Genomic DNA, 13,366 nt, shown 5'->3' with positions numbered 1-13,366 from the left:
TTAAAACTTAAGTCCAGCATCACGTGCGGCATCAGCAAGCGCTTTGACGCGTCCATGATAGCGAAATCCAGAACGATCAAATGCAACAGATTCAATACCGGCAGCTTTTGCTTTCTCGGCAACGCGCTTCCCGATTAACCGAGCCGCATCAATATTACCACCTTTACTAGATTTTTCACTTAATTGTTGTCGTACTTCTCTCTCAACGGTTGACGCACCAACAACTACTCGCGTACCGCATGGCGAAAATACCTGAGCATAAATATGCTGGTTAGTTCGGTGTACGGCTAAACGCGCTACTCGTTGCCTTGCAATCTTAATATGTGTTTGACGAGCACGGCGCAGACGAGATTGAGTTTTATCCATAATTTTGCGCACTTTTACTTCTTTTTCGTTTCCTTAAGAATTACGATTTCATCAGCATAGCGTACACCTTTACCTTTATAGGGTTCTGGTGGACGGTATCGACGCACTTCTGCGGCTACTTGGCTGACTTTTTGCTTATCGATTCCTTTAATAATAATTTCTGTTTGTGACGGCGTTTCTACTATTACACCTTCTGGCATGTGATATGTAATCGGATGCGAGAAGCCTAATAATAGATTTAATATATTACCCTGCGCTTGCGCACGATAACCAACACCAACTAGCATAAGCTTGCGTTCGAAGCCTTTTGTAACGCCGATCACCATATTTGCAACGAGTGATCGCATTGTGCCAGATAGCGCTTTTGCCTCCCTAGATTCATTGATTGGGTCAAACTTTAGTTGACCGCCATGATTAGTTATCGTTACTAAAGGATTTAGCTTTTGAGAAATAATGCCTAATTGTCCTTTTAGCATAATCTGTACACTACTAAGCATTACTTCTGTATTGTTAGGCAGAAGAATAGGACTTTTACCTACTCGAGACATATTGTAACCTCCTATCTACCCTTAGGCGACATAGCAAACGACTTCACCACCTACGCCTATAGCACGCGCTTTGCGATCAGTCATCACTCCCTTTGGGGTAGATATTATGGCGATGCCCAGGCCATTCATAACTCGCGGTATCTCGTTATGACGACGATATACACGTAATCCAGGCTTAGAGATGCGCTCTAGATGTCCAATAACTGGTTGGCCGGCATGATACTTTAGTGCGATATCTAATTTTATCTCTGGGACGCTAACTTTTACGACAAAATCACTAATATAGCCCTCTTCTTTAAGAACATTCGCAATTGCGACTTTTACTTTGGATGAGGGCATCGTCACCGCTTCTTTTTCGACCATCTGGGCATTACGGATGCGAGTTAGCATATCAGCGATAGGATCACTCATACTCATTATGTTGCTCCTTACCAGCTCGCTTTTATTAAGCCAGGAATCTCGCCGCGAAATGCAATTTCTCGAATTTTGCTGCGCGCTAAGCCAAATTTACGGAACGTACCGCGTGGACGCCCAGTAATCGCGCAGCGATTACGCTTGCGAGTTGGGTTAGCATTACGCGGCAGTTGCTGCAATTTTAGACGTGCTTCATGGCGCTCTTCCTGAGACTTACTTGTATCATTAATAACAGATTTTAGAGCTTCGCGTTTTGGTGCAAACTTTATCGCAAGATAGGCACGTTTTTTTTCACGCTCGATTAATGCCAATTTAGCCACAGTAACCTCAATTTCTAAAAGGGAACTTAAAGCTGGCGAGGAGTTCTTTGGCTTCTTCATCAGCTTTTGCGGTAGTCGTAATACTTATATTTAACCCGCGCAGCGCATCGATTTTATCGTAATCAATCTCGGGAAAAATAATCTGCTCTTTTACTCCAATATTGTAGTTACCTCGACCATCAAATGCGCGACCTGAGATACCACGAAAATCCCGTACACGCGGCAGTGCAATCGTTATAAAACGATCAAGAAACTCATACATAACTCGACCGCGCAACGTAACCATTGCACCAATAGGATAGCCTTGGCGGATTTTAAATCCTGCGATTGCTTTACGAGCTTTCGTTATAACTGGCTTTTGCCCCGAAATTTTTGCCAAATCACTTACTGCACTATCAATAATTTTTTTATCAGCAACTGCCTCACCAAGACCCATATTTAAAGTGATTTTCGTAATACGAGGCACCTCCATAACAGACTTGTAACCAAACTTTTTAGTAAGTTTAGAAATAATTTGTTCTTTATACACTCGTTGAAAACGTACCATTTTGCCTCCAAACTTAGGCGCTTAGCATAGCACCGGTAGTTTTCAAGAAACGCACTTTTTGTCCATCTTTGACCTTGATACCTACGCGTGTAGCCCGACCATTTGCATCAGCTAATGCAATGTTAGAAACATGTAGCGGCATTAATTTACGTTCTATGCCGCCAGTAGCGTTTTTTATGGAGTTTGGTTTAAGATGTTTTTTTACAAGATTAATACCCTCAACCGTCACATAGTCGCCAGAAATTACTAGAACTGTACCGTGTTTGCTCTTATCTTTACCAGCGATAACGATAATTTTGTCGCCCTTTCGAATTTTATTCATTGCGATTCCTTACAATACTTCTGGCGCTAGTGAAACAATCTTCATAAAACGTTCGCTGCGCAATTCACGCGTAACTGGTCCAAAAATACGTGTGCCGATTGGCTCAAGTTTACTATTCAATAGTACGGCAGCATTATTGTCAAACTTAATAAGTGATCCATCGTGTCGACGCACACCTTTAGCTGTTCGTACTACTACCGCACTATAAACTTCACCTTTTTTTACACGCCCACGTGGTGTAGCTTCTTTAACACTAACCTTAATAAGATCACCAATACGTGCATAGCGACGCTTTGAACTACCGAGCACTTTAATGCATAATACTTCTCGTGCCCCTGTATTGTCGGCTACTTTAAGCCGAGATTCTGTCTGAATCATTATTTATTTTTCCCAACTTAATTCGGTATGTCATTTTTATTCAACCGATCAGTTTTGGTTCTGTCAGTTGATTTACTGACCTTATTATAAACTTATCGAAAGCAAGAACTGATTATGATATGAAATTTAAAATTCTTGCGGCTAAATAATAAATATCTATATGGTAGTGGCCAATTTAATTTTACTACTTAGTGGCTACTATTCTTGAGTATTAAGAAGTACAACTAGATTGTAACAAATAATTATAGTTTTGCAATAATTATTTGTTACACGTAGAATTGTGTTGCTTTTACTTAATTAAGTAACGCTTACTCCTCCAACTAAGTTAGATACAGTCCAAGCTTTTGTTTTTGAAATTGGACGATTTTCCTGAATTTCCACAAGATCGCCTTCGTTATACATATTTGCTTGATCGTGCGCGTGGTACTTTTTTGAGCGTACAACATACTTACCATAGATTGGATGCTTGACGCGATGTTCGACCAGAACAGTGACGGTTTTATTCATTTTAGCACTAATAACCTTTCCCACTAAGATCCGCTTAAGCGACGTTTTAACACTATCGTTCATTTAGTTCGCCTTTTCAGTCAATATTGAACGTACACGTGCGATATCGCGGCGGACTTTTTTAAGCTGACTAGTATTTTGTAGCTGCTGAGTTGCAAAACGCATACGCAACCCGAATTGGGCTTTTAGTAGGTCTGATAACTCTTTATTAAGCAAGACTTTATCCTTGTCACGAAGCTCAAAAGCTTTCATCTCCCAACTCCTTAAGCACCAATCTGTCGAGTAACAAATATTGTCTTTAATGACAACTTAGCTGCCGCCAGACGAAACGCCTCACGTGCTAATTTTTCGTTAATACCATCCATTTCATACAACATCTTACCAGGTTGAATTTCGGCAACGTAATATTCTGGATTACCTTTACCGTTACCCATCCGCACTTCAGCAGGTTTTTTTGAAATCGGCTTATCTGGAAATATACGAATCCAAATGCGACCACCACGCTTAATGTGACGAGTCATTGCTCGACGTGCGGCTTCGATTTGACGTGCAGTTAAACGACCGCGCCCAATTGCTTTCAGCCCAAACTCGCCAAATGATACTGCATTTCCACGTGTGGCAATTCCAGTATTACGGCCTTTTTGCTCTTTACGGTACTTTCTGCGTTTCGGTTGTAGCATATTCTATGCCCCACTTTTTACATCGCCGCTTACAGCAAAACCGCCACGACGTGGGCGACGATCACTTGGCCGGACATTACGACGTGAACGTTTATCTTCTCGAGGCTCTTCAGCAATTAGCGGATCACTGCGATCAAGCATATCGCCCTTATAAACCCATACCTTGACCCCGATAATTCCATAAGTTGTTTTTGCCTCGGAAGTTGCATAATCAATGCTAGCACGCAGTGTATGCAGTGGTACACGGCCCTCGCGATACCATTCTGTTCGCGCGATTTCGATGCCGTTTAAACGGCCTGCACTCATAATTTTAATACCTTGCGCACCTAACCGCATCGCATTTTGTATTGCGCGCTTCATCGCACGACGGAACATAATCCGCCGCTCAAGCTGCTGTGTAATTGAATCAGCAATTAGTTGCGCATCAGTTTCTGGCTTACGGACTTCCTCGATGTTAACGTGAACCGGCACGCCCATGCGGCGCTGCAATTCAGTTTTCAACAACTCAATATCCTCACCTTTTTTACCAATTACAACACCCGGTCGCGAACTAAAGATTGTGAGACGTGCATTTTTTGCTGGACGCTCGATTACAACACGGCTTACTAATGCATTCTTTAGTTTTTTCTTTAGATATTCTCGAACACTGATGTCTTCCTTGAGCATCCTAGAAAATTGAGTATTATTTGCGTACCAACGCGATGCCCAGTTATGGCTAACAGCTAGACGAAAGCCAGTCGGATGAATTTTTTGTCCCATCGTGTGATTCCCTAATTCCCGAGCGTCACAGTGATGTGACAGGATTGCTTTTCGATACGGTTACCACGACCCTTCGCGCGCGCAAAAAAACGCTTCAACGAAGCTGCTTTATCAACATAAATTCTCTTAATCTTTAGACTATCGACATCTGAGCCTTCATTGTGTTCCGCATTAGCAATTGCCGATAGCAGCACTTTCTTAATAATACCGGCCGCTTTTTTTGGTAAAAATGCTAAAATATTTAGCGCTTTGTCAACTGGTAAACCACGGATCTGGTCGGCTACAAGGCGCGTTTTTTGCGCTGAAATACGGGCGCCGCGATGAATTGCTTTTACTTCCATCTTAATTGTCCCTTATTTCCTAGCTTTTTTATCAGCTGCGTGCCCCTTAAATGTACGGGTCAACGCGAATTCTCCGAGCTTATGACCTACCATGTTTTCTGAAACATATACTGGAACGTGTTGGCGGCCATTATGAACAAAGATTGTCAAGCCGATAAAGTCGGGCAAGATAGTTGAGCGACGTGACCAGGTCTTAATTGGTTTTTTGTCACGTAAAGCTACAGCTATCCCAACTTTCTTGAGCAAATGGGCATCGCAGAAAGGACCTTTTTTAACAGAACGTGCCATTCCTACTCCTTAACGCTTATGGCGACGCTGGACGATCATCGTCCTCGTGCGCTTATTGCGACGCGTGCGGAAGCCTTTTGTTGGCTTACCCCACGGGCTTACCGGATCACGACCCGCTGCAGTACGTCCTTCCCCGCCACCATGCGGGTGATCAATCGGATTCATTGCAACACCACGGACTGTCGGACGAATACCACGCCAACGATTTGCACCAGCCTTGCCAATCTGGCGAAGACCATGTTCTTCATTACCGACTTCACCAATCGTGGCGCGACATTCAATATGTACACGTCGAATTTCGCCCGAGCGCAAACGCAGCTGTGCATATGCGCCCTTACGGGCTAACAACATCACTGACGAACCAGCAGATCGTGCAATTTGCGCACCTTTACCTGGTAATATTTCAACACAGTGAATAGTTGTGCCTACTGGAATATTACGAATCGGAAGTGCATTACCCGGCCGAATTGGTGCTTCTGAACCCGATAATAGCTGCGCATGAATTACTACGCCTTTGGGCGCAATAATATAGCGGCGCTCTCCATCAACATAGCACAGAAGAGCAATATTCGCACTGCGATTAGGATCATACTCGAGACGTTCGACTTTTGCTGGAATACCATCTTTATTGCGGCAAAAATCGACTACACGATAGTGATGTTTATGAGCACCACCTTTATGTCGTGTTGTAATGTGGCCATGATTATTTCGACCGGCGATAGAGATTTGCTTACTTAAAAGTGCTGCGTAAGGTTTACCTTTATACAGTTCTTTGTTAGATATCTTTACCATCGCACGACGGCCGGGCGAGGTCGGCTTAAGCTTAATAAGCCCCATAATTACTTAGCCTCCGTTTCAAAGTTAATCTCTTGACCCGGCTGTAGACTTATATACGCTTTACGAATACTTTTTCGATGGCCTATAAAACGGCCAGATCGCTTGATTTTACCCTTTATATTAAGCACATTAACCGAATTTACTACGACTTTGAATAATAACTCTACTGCTGCCTTAATCTCTTGCCTTGTAGCATTTGGCGCAACATCAAATACAACTTGTTTATTTTGATCGGATACTAACGTTGCTTTTTCAGAAATTACTGGCGCAAGCAGAACCTGCATTAAATGATGATCATTCTTATAAATGATACTCATGACAGTAGCCCTTCGATTTGCATAACCGCAGTTTTCGTGATTAGTACTTTCTTGAAGTAGACCAGCGATACCGGATTGGCATAACGCGGCTGAATTACTGCCACATGCGGTAGGTTGCGCGATGCAAGATATAAATTCTCATCAATAACATTAGTTATTATGAGAACTGACTCAAGACTCATCGCTTTAAACTTAGCTAATAGTAACTTTGTCTTTGGTGCCTCGATTTTAATATCTTCGATCACTAATAGACGATTTTCGCGGGCGAGTTGTGACAAAATCGATCGGACGCCAGCGCGAAACATTTTTTTATTGACTTTTTGGCTGAAATTTTCTTCTGGCGAGCTTGGGAAGATACGGCCACCGCCGCGCCATAATGGGCTTGATGACATACCAGCACGAGCGCGGCCTGTACCTTTTTGCCGCCATGGTTTTTTAGTTGTATGTCTAACTTGCTGTCGATCTTTTTGCGCGCGGTTGCCACCGCGTGCATTCGCTTGGTATGCAACGACGATTTGGTGAATTAGCGCTTCATTGTAGGCACAACCAAATACAAGATCTGATACGTTTACGCCCGCATTCTCCTGACCTTCTTCGTTTAGGAGCTTTAGTTCCATTGTCATGCTCCTTTCTTTGCGAGAGCCTTGACAGCTGGCGTCACAAAAACTTTTCCATTTTTTGCGCCCGGTACCGCACCTTTAATAAAGATAAGTTCGCGCGCTATATCTATGCGAGCAATCTCAAGATTTTGGGTGGTAACTGGTATATTACCGAGGTGACCAGTCATGCGCTTACCAGGAAATACACGACCTGGATCTTGCGCCATACCGATAGATCCTGGCACGTTATGCGAACGTGAATTACCGTGCGATGCACGACCTGAACTAAAGTTATAGCGCTTAATCGTACCAGCATAGCCTTTACCAAGAGAGACACCTCGAACATCAACTTTTTGACCCACCTCAAATAAATTATGATTAATTACTTCGCCTAGTAATAACTCAACTGTTTGATCGGTCCTCAACCGAAATTCTCTAAGAATTTCACCAGCCTGAACACCGGCTTTAGAAAAATGTCCTGCTTGCGGTTTAGTTACGCGCGAAGCGCGACGCTTTCCGAAGGCAAGCTGAACCGCCGCATAACCATCTGTTTTAACAGATTTAATTTGCGTTACTCGGTTGTTTGACACGTCTAGCACAGTTACAGGAATTGAATAACCGTCATCCGCGAAAATTCGGGTCATCCCAACTTTGCGACCTATGAGTCCAAGGCTCATTATTTTCTCCATTTCCGACTGCGATTGGTCGGGGCTGACTACTAATTACTAATGACTGACAAATATGTGATGGTTTGAGATATGTGGACTATACAAATTTTTAAAACGCAAATACGGAAGAATTTTAACAGAATTCTCGTTTTTTTAAAATAAAAATTATTTTCGAGCAGCACACAGGACTGCATAAAAAGCACTATACAGTAGTGTTACTGCAGTTTTATTTCGACGTCGACACCAGCAGGCAAATCAAGCTTCATAAGGGCATCGACAGTTTTGTCTGTCGGATCAACAATATCTAGAAGACGCAGATGTGTGCGGATTTCTAATTGATCACGCGATGTTTTATTTACATGGGGCGAACGTAGAATGTCAAAGCGCTGGATACGCCGAGGCAGCGGAATTGGTCCGACGAGAACTGCTCCGGTACGCTGTACCGTCTCAAAAATCTGGCGCGCTGATTGATCAACTAGTTTATAGTCAAAAGCTCTTAGCCGAATACGGATTTTCTGCTTTTGCATGACATTTCCTGTAAAGAGCGAAGCGATATTATATCGCCACAAAAGAACACAAAGCAGCCTCCCGTTTTCCTATTAACGGGAGGCTGCCCCAGACACTACGTATAATTTCTATATTAAAATCCCGTGATCTTATTTGATAATTTTAGCAACAACACCGGCACCAACAGTATGTCCACCCTCGCGGATCGCAAAGCGTAGACCCTCTTCCATCGCGATTGGCGAAATTAACTTGACTGTGATAGATACGTTATCACCTGGCATGACCATTTCTTTGTCGGTAGGCAACTCAATGGAACCCGTTACATCTGTTGTACGAAAATAGAACTGGGGCCTATAGTTATTAAAAAACGGTGTATGTCTCCCACCCTCATCTTTACTTAGCACATACACTTCTGCCGTGAATTGTGTATGTGGAGTAATTGTTCCGGGCTTAGCAAGTACTTGGCCACGCTCTACATCTTCACGTTTAGTGCCTCGTAGTAAGATACCTACGTTGTCACCTGCCTGACCTTGGTCTAGCAGCTTTCGGAACATCTCTACGCCCGTGCATGTTGTCTTCACCGTGTTACGGATACCTACAATCTCTATTTCTTCACCGACCTTGATCACCCCGCGCTCTACGCGCCCTGTGACTACTGTGCCCCGACCAGAAATTGAGAAAACATCTTCCACTGGCATAAGAAACGTACCATCAATCGCGCGCTCAGGTGTTGGAATATATGTGTCTAGCGCGTCAGCTAGACACATCATTGCTACCTCACCTAACTCCCCTTTATCCCCTTCTAGCGCTAGTTTTGCCGAACCTTTTATAATTGGCGTGTTATCGCCAGGGAACTCATACTTAGATAGTAGCTCGCGAACCTCCATCTCTACCAGCTCAAGAAGCTCCGCATCGTCTACCATATCGCACTTGTTGAGGAAAACAATGATATACGGTACACCTACTTGACGTGCTAGTAGAATATGCTCACGCGTTTGCGGCATCGGGCCGTCTGCAGCCGACACAACCAGGATCGCACCGTCCATTTGCGCTGCGCCTGTTATCATATTCTTTACGTAGTCTGCATGACCCGGACAGTCCACGTGTGCGTAGTGACGCTGTTCTGTCTCGTACTCGATATGCGCTGTGTTAATCGTGATACCACGGGCTTTTTCTTCTGGTGCTGCATCAATCTCATCGTACTTCTTCGCTTCTCCACCAAATTTCGACGAGAGCACTGTCGCAAGCGCTGCCGTCAGCGTAGTCTTTCCGTGGTCAACATGACCGATCGTACCTACGTTCACGTGCGGCTTGGTTCGTCTAAACTTGCCTTTGGCCATTTTCTCTTCTTCCAAAAGTGTTTCGTGAATACTTGCTAACTGTTATTTCGCTTTTGCATTAATAATTGCATCAGCCACATTTCTTGGGGCCTCGGAATAATGTTTGAACTCCATCGTATACGTTGCGCGGCCTTGTGTCAGCGAGCGCAGCGACGTGGAGTATCCAAACATTTCAGACATAGGCACCTCAGCACGGACAATCTTACCGCCGCCAGTCATATCTTCCATGCCTTGCACGATACCGCGGCGGCCGGATAGATCACCCATTACATTGCCCATATACTCTTCTGGTGTCTCAACTTCGACAGCCATCATTGGCTCAAGAATTACGGGACTCGCCCGACGCATAGCTTCCTTAAACGCCATCGATCCGGCTATCCGAAATGCGTTTTCATTTGAATCTACATCATGATACGAACCGAACGTTAAGTGTACCGTTACATCGACTACCGGAAAACCAGCAAGCACGCCGCTTTTCAGAGTTTCTTGAATACCTTTATCAACTGCAGGGATGTACTCACGCGGAATCACACCACCTTTTATCTCATCAAGAAATTCATAGCCCTTTCCCTGTTCATTAGGCTCTAGCTTGATTACCACATGACCATATTGACCTCGGCCGCCAGATTGCTTAATAAACTTTCCTTCAATATCGATTGCTGAGCTTCGAATTGTTTCACGGTAAGCAACCTGCGGCTTACCGACTGTCGCTGCGACGTTGAATTCGCGCCTCATTCTATCGACTAGAATTTCTAGATGCAACTCTCCCATACCTGAGATAATTGTCTGGCCAGATTCTTCGTCAGTATGTACACGAAACGATGGGTCTTCTTGCGCTAGGCGGTTTAGTGCAATACTCATTTTTTCCTGGTCGGCTCTTGTCTTTGGTTCGACGGCTTGCGAGATAACAGGCTCTGGGAATAACATACGTTCAAGCACAATTGGGTTGACTAGAGCACATAGTGTGTCACCAGTTGTCACTTCCTTTAGGCCGACCGCGGCGGCAATGTCTCCAGCGCGCACTTCTTTAATTTCCTCGCGCTGATTCGCATGCATCTGCAGAATCCGTCCGATACGCTCTTTCTTGCCCTTCGTCGAATTTAGCACTATATCGCCGGAATTTACTACACCTGAATACACGCGGAAAAAAATCAATTGACCCACAAACGGGTCTGTCATAATTTTGAATGCAAGTGCTGAGAATTTTTCGTCATCGGATGCCTTACGTTGTATACCCCCACCACCCTCCATCTCTCCCGTAACCGGCGGAATATCGATTGGCGATGGTAGGAAGTCAATCACCGCGTCTAGCATGCGTTGCACACCCTTATTCTTAAATGCGGTTCCACACAACATTGGTTGAATTTCACAGGCAATCGTGCGATCTCGTAACGCTTTAACGATCTCAGGTTCGCTTAATGTTTCTCCACTAAGATACTTTTCCATAAGTGTCTCACTGGCTTCAGCTGCCGACTCAATTATTTTCTCACGCCACTTTTGACACATATCTAAGAGTTCTGCTGGAATATCAACATATTCGAACTTCGTTCCTTGCGAAATATCCTCCCAAATAATCGCCTTCATTTTCAACAGGTCCACAACACCCTTAAACGACTCTTCTGCACCAATCGGTACTACAATCGGTACTGGATTAGCTTTTAGGCGTGCCTTTAGCTGATCATATACCTTAAAAAAGTTTGCGCCAGTACGGTCCATTTTGTTAACAAATGCAAGCCGAGGTACCTTGTATTTGTTAGCTTGCCGCCATACCGTTTCGGACTGCGGCTGAACGCCACCAACGGCGCAGTACACCATGCATGCTCCATCGAGCACGCGCATTGAGCGCTCGACCTCAATCGTAAAATCTACGTGACCTGGCGTATCGATAATGTTGATGCGATGTTCTGGGTAGTTATTACCCATGCCTTTCCAGAAAGCTGTCGTCGCAGCGGACGTAATTGTAATACCACGTTCCTGCTCTTGCTCCATCCAGTCCATCGTCGCAGCACCATCATGTACTTCGCCGATCTTGTGATTTACACCAGTGTAAAATAAGATACGCTCTGTTGTCGTGGTTTTGCCGGCGTCAATATGAGCACTAATACCAATATTACGGTAACGCTCGATAGGAGTCTTACGAGCCACTTTAATCTCTCAAGAGGATTGCGCAGCGGGAAAATCGCGATGCGCCTTAATATAAACGGGCGAGGCGCTTCGTAAGCGCACCCGCCCGAAATTTTTCGTTTATTACGGATCGCCAGACTAATGGCTATTAGAAACGGAAATGGGAGAAAGCTCTATTTGCCTCCGCCATTCTGTGTACTTCATCACGCTTCTTCATAGCACCCCCTCGACCTTCTACAGCTTCTAGTAATTCACCCGCTAGACGCAGCGCCATAGACTTCTCACTACGTTTCTTCGCAGCCTCGCGCAACCAACGCATTGATAATGCCATACGACGTGATGGCCGAACTTCAACTGGAACCTGATAGTTCGCTCCGCCCACACGACGACTCTTCACTTCGACTACCGGCTTCACGTTGCTCAGTGCGACTGTAAACACCTCTAGTGGGTCTTTCCCACCTCTTCCCTGTATTTGCTCAAAAGCCCCGTATACGATGCGCTCGGCGACTGATTTTTTACCTGAAAGCATCAATACATTCATGAATTTTGCAACATCAACATTACCGAATTTTGGATCTGGCAATATTTCCCGCTTAGGAACTTCGCGACGACGCGGCATTTTTTTCCTTTAACTATTCGATTGAATCGGTTTTTCTTTTCTCTCGAGGCTATCTACTAAATCTCGATCCATCTTACGATTAACTATATTAATCATCTAAGCGCTTACTCGATAGGGCCGACTAATTTTAGTATTATCGCCCATACATTGGCAGAAATATTACTTACTTACCTGTAATAGCGCGCTTTGCGCCGTATTTTGAGCGCGCTTGCTTACGGTTCTTGACTCCCTGGGTATCTAGGGACCCGCGCACTGTGTGGTAACGTACGCCCGGAAGATCTTTAACTCGGCCGCCACGAATTAGCACAACTGAGTGCTCCTGTAGGTTATGGCCTTCACCACCAATATATGAGATAACCTCGAAGCCGTTTGTCAAACGAATCTTTGCGACTTTACGAAGTGCTGAGTTCGGTTTCTTTGGCGTTGTCGTGTACACACGAGTACATACACCGCGGCGCTGCGGACAGTCTTGTAATGCAGGACTTTTACTCTTCGTATGCTCCGAAGCGCGGCCTTTGCGAACCAATTGATTGATGGTTGGCATCATGATTCCTGGAAGTGGTCAAAACCGGATAACGCTGGCCCGGGCAGCAGTATGCTGAAAATCAGCCGGCTTAGATATTGAATAAGTGGCTAGTAATGTTCGCGCAGCTTCGCCGATAGAATAACCCGCTATTTTATTCTAGACTTTTTAGGTACGTCAATAGATTTCGGAATTTTCTCGCGTCACCAACATAGCCAGTGCTATTATATATTATTTACTCTTGAGTGGTAGTGACTAAAATATATGTACTAACGATATGCTATCTTATACCGTATCGTGTAATTATATTGATATATAAAAGCCGCTAATTAATCTCAGAACATACGCCGGGACGGCGATAC

General features: G+C 44.4%; 22 protein-coding genes. All 22 read right to left on the bottom strand.

Annotated elements, in window-relative coordinates; genetic code table 11:
* On the bottom strand, nucleotides 1-366 hold the full coding sequence (gene rplR / locus GKR41_RS00505; protein WP_226809904.1) for a 50S ribosomal protein L18: 366 nt from the start codon (nucleotides 364-366) through the stop codon (nucleotides 1-3).
* Between the two features lie 14 nt (nucleotides 367-380).
* Nucleotides 381-914, bottom strand: coding sequence for a 50S ribosomal protein L6 (gene rplF, locus GKR41_RS00500; RefSeq protein ID WP_226809903.1), 534 nt, complete (start codon nucleotides 912-914; stop codon nucleotides 381-383).
* A gap of 21 nt (nucleotides 915-935) precedes the next feature.
* Complete coding sequence (gene rpsH / locus GKR41_RS00495) at nucleotides 936-1,331, bottom strand: 30S ribosomal protein S8 (protein WP_226809902.1); 396 nt, start codon at nucleotides 1,329-1,331, stop codon at nucleotides 936-938.
* Nucleotides 1,332-1,342: 11 nt separating this feature from the next.
* The gene (gene rpsN / locus GKR41_RS00490; protein ID WP_226809901.1) at nucleotides 1,343-1,648 is read right to left on the bottom strand and encodes a 30S ribosomal protein S14; all 306 of its coding nucleotides are present in this window, start codon (nucleotides 1,646-1,648) and stop codon (nucleotides 1,343-1,345) included.
* 7 nt (nucleotides 1,649-1,655) lie between these two features.
* On the bottom strand, nucleotides 1,656-2,195 hold the full coding sequence (rplE, locus tag GKR41_RS00485) for a 50S ribosomal protein L5 (RefSeq protein WP_226809900.1): 540 nt from the start codon (nucleotides 2,193-2,195) through the stop codon (nucleotides 1,656-1,658).
* 13 nt (nucleotides 2,196-2,208) lie between these two features.
* Nucleotides 2,209-2,517, bottom strand: a complete 309-nt coding sequence (rplX, locus tag GKR41_RS00480; protein ID WP_226809899.1) for a 50S ribosomal protein L24 — start codon at nucleotides 2,515-2,517, stop codon at nucleotides 2,209-2,211.
* Between the two features lie 9 nt (nucleotides 2,518-2,526).
* Entirely contained in the window at nucleotides 2,527-2,895 is a 369-nt protein-coding gene (gene rplN, locus GKR41_RS00475; RefSeq protein WP_226809898.1) for a 50S ribosomal protein L14, read from the bottom strand.
* 297 nt (nucleotides 2,896-3,192) lie between these two features.
* Nucleotides 3,193-3,465: a 30S ribosomal protein S17 gene (gene rpsQ / locus GKR41_RS00470; protein ID WP_226809897.1), complete on the bottom strand. Its 273-nt coding sequence runs from the start codon at nucleotides 3,463-3,465 to the stop codon at nucleotides 3,193-3,195.
* Nucleotides 3,466-3,654: a 50S ribosomal protein L29 gene (gene rpmC, locus GKR41_RS00465; protein ID WP_226809896.1), complete on the bottom strand. Its 189-nt coding sequence runs from the start codon at nucleotides 3,652-3,654 to the stop codon at nucleotides 3,466-3,468.
* Between the two features lie 11 nt (nucleotides 3,655-3,665).
* Nucleotides 3,666-4,082 (bottom strand): 50S ribosomal protein L16, encoded by a 417-nt coding sequence (gene rplP / locus GKR41_RS00460; RefSeq protein WP_226809895.1) that lies wholly within the window; start codon nucleotides 4,080-4,082, stop codon nucleotides 3,666-3,668.
* 3 nt (nucleotides 4,083-4,085) lie between these two features.
* Entirely contained in the window at nucleotides 4,086-4,841 is a 756-nt protein-coding gene (gene rpsC, locus GKR41_RS00455; protein ID WP_226809894.1) for a 30S ribosomal protein S3, read from the bottom strand.
* Nucleotides 4,842-4,852: 11 nt separating this feature from the next.
* Entirely contained in the window at nucleotides 4,853-5,182 is a 330-nt protein-coding gene (rplV, locus tag GKR41_RS00450; RefSeq protein WP_226809893.1) for a 50S ribosomal protein L22, read from the bottom strand.
* A 12-nt stretch (nucleotides 5,183-5,194) separates the two neighbouring features.
* On the bottom strand, nucleotides 5,195-5,470 hold the full coding sequence (rpsS, locus tag GKR41_RS00445; protein WP_226809892.1) for a 30S ribosomal protein S19: 276 nt from the start codon (nucleotides 5,468-5,470) through the stop codon (nucleotides 5,195-5,197).
* A 9-nt stretch (nucleotides 5,471-5,479) separates the two neighbouring features.
* Complete coding sequence (gene rplB, locus GKR41_RS00440; RefSeq protein WP_226809891.1) at nucleotides 5,480-6,307, bottom strand: 50S ribosomal protein L2; 828 nt, start codon at nucleotides 6,305-6,307, stop codon at nucleotides 5,480-5,482.
* A 2-nt stretch (nucleotides 6,308-6,309) separates the two neighbouring features.
* A complete protein-coding gene (gene rplW / locus GKR41_RS00435) occupies nucleotides 6,310-6,624 on the bottom strand; it encodes a 50S ribosomal protein L23 (RefSeq protein WP_226809890.1) in 315 nt (104 codons plus the stop codon).
* Nucleotides 6,621-7,241: a 50S ribosomal protein L4 gene (rplD, locus tag GKR41_RS00430; protein ID WP_226809889.1), complete on the bottom strand. Its 621-nt coding sequence runs from the start codon at nucleotides 7,239-7,241 to the stop codon at nucleotides 6,621-6,623. Before rplD ends, rplW begins: the two co-directional genes overlap by 4 nt.
* A 2-nt stretch (nucleotides 7,242-7,243) precedes the next feature.
* The gene (gene rplC, locus GKR41_RS00425; protein ID WP_226809888.1) at nucleotides 7,244-7,900 is read right to left on the bottom strand and encodes a 50S ribosomal protein L3; all 657 of its coding nucleotides are present in this window, start codon (nucleotides 7,898-7,900) and stop codon (nucleotides 7,244-7,246) included.
* A gap of 206 nt (nucleotides 7,901-8,106) precedes the next feature.
* Nucleotides 8,107-8,418, bottom strand: a complete 312-nt coding sequence (gene rpsJ / locus GKR41_RS00420) for a 30S ribosomal protein S10 (protein WP_216797270.1) — start codon at nucleotides 8,416-8,418, stop codon at nucleotides 8,107-8,109.
* A 129-nt stretch (nucleotides 8,419-8,547) separates the two neighbouring features.
* Nucleotides 8,548-9,738, bottom strand: a complete 1,191-nt coding sequence (gene tuf / locus GKR41_RS00415; RefSeq protein ID WP_226809876.1) for an elongation factor Tu — start codon at nucleotides 9,736-9,738, stop codon at nucleotides 8,548-8,550.
* A 42-nt stretch (nucleotides 9,739-9,780) separates the two neighbouring features.
* Nucleotides 9,781-11,883, bottom strand: coding sequence for an elongation factor G (fusA, locus tag GKR41_RS00410; protein ID WP_226809887.1), 2,103 nt, complete (start codon nucleotides 11,881-11,883; stop codon nucleotides 9,781-9,783).
* Nucleotides 11,884-12,010: 127 nt separating this feature from the next.
* A complete protein-coding gene (gene rpsG / locus GKR41_RS00405; RefSeq protein WP_226809886.1) occupies nucleotides 12,011-12,481 on the bottom strand; it encodes a 30S ribosomal protein S7 in 471 nt (156 codons plus the stop codon).
* 163 nt (nucleotides 12,482-12,644) lie between these two features.
* Entirely contained in the window at nucleotides 12,645-13,025 is a 381-nt protein-coding gene (gene rpsL / locus GKR41_RS00400) for a 30S ribosomal protein S12 (protein ID WP_226809885.1), read from the bottom strand.
* Between the last annotated feature and the right edge of the window lie 341 nt (nucleotides 13,026-13,366).

Source organism: Candidatus Vallotia laricis, assembly GCF_020541325.1.
GTDB lineage: Bacteria > Pseudomonadota > Gammaproteobacteria > Burkholderiales > Burkholderiaceae > Mycetohabitans > Mycetohabitans laricis.
The sequence above is the reverse complement of the archived record's forward strand: the minus strand, read 5'-3'. Positions and strand labels throughout refer to the sequence as shown.